Here is a 906-nt window from a genome sequence, read left to right as displayed (position 1 = left end):
CGAGCCGGGGGAACTCCTCTCCGGTGCGACGGTGACGATCACCTCGCCGGATGGCAGTGATGAGCTGACGTTTGTTGAATCCGGTGGGATTACCGGTTCGTACTCCGGTGGGGTCCTGACGTTGACGGGGGATGCGTCGGCGGCGGCGTACCAGACGGTGTTGCAATCCGTTTCGCTGAGCACTGACGTTGCGGGTGTGCGGACGATTCAGTTCGCGGTGACTGATGCGGCCGGTCAGGTATCCGCACTTCCCGGCGTGACCTTGTTTACGGTGACACCCGCATTGAACGGTGCGCCGACGATTGTGGCGACGCCGGTGGGGGTGGGGTCGACCGGTCAGTCGACGACGGTGTCGCCGGTCATTGTGATCGTCAATGAACCGGGTGAGTTGTTGTCCGGGGCGACGGTGACGATCACCGTCCCTGACGGCAGTGATGAGCTGACCTTTGTTGAGTCCGGTGGGATTACCGGTTCGTACGCCAATGGAGTTTTGACGCTGACCGGGGACGCGACAGCTTCTGCTTATCAAGCAGTTCTGCAATCAGTGGCCTTGTCCACTGATGCGGCCGGCGTGCGGACGATCCAGTTCGCAGTGACAGACGCGGCTGGTCAGGAGTCGGTGTTGCCTGGTGTCACGCTCTTGACCGTCACTCCGGCGTTGAATGGCGCGCCGACGATCGTCACGACGCCGGTGGGCGTGGGTTCGACGGGTCAGTCGACGGTGGTCTCGCCGATCATTGTGATTGTCAACGAACCGAGCGAGTTGTTGTCCGGGGCGACGGTGACGATCACGTCGCCGGATGGCAGTGACGAGTTGACCTTCACCGGGTCCGGTGGGATCACGGGCTCATATGTGAATGGCGTACTGACCTTGACCGGGGATGCGTCGGCAGCGGCCTATCAGGC

The 906-nt window shown here is 62.4% G+C and carries 1 pseudogene; it reads left to right on the top strand.

From position 1 onward, the window contains the following. Positions 1-31 precede the first annotated feature (31 nt). Positions 32-906, top strand: a pseudogene (locus BST17_RS28525) (hypothetical protein); the annotation flags it as partial.

Origin of the sequence: Mycolicibacterium bacteremicum (assembly GCF_002086115.1) — a bacterium.
Classification (GTDB): Bacteria; Actinomycetota; Actinomycetes; order Mycobacteriales; family Mycobacteriaceae; genus Mycobacterium; species Mycobacterium bacteremicum.
Note: the sequence above shows the minus strand (reverse complement) of the source record. Positions and strands in the feature narration are given on the sequence as shown.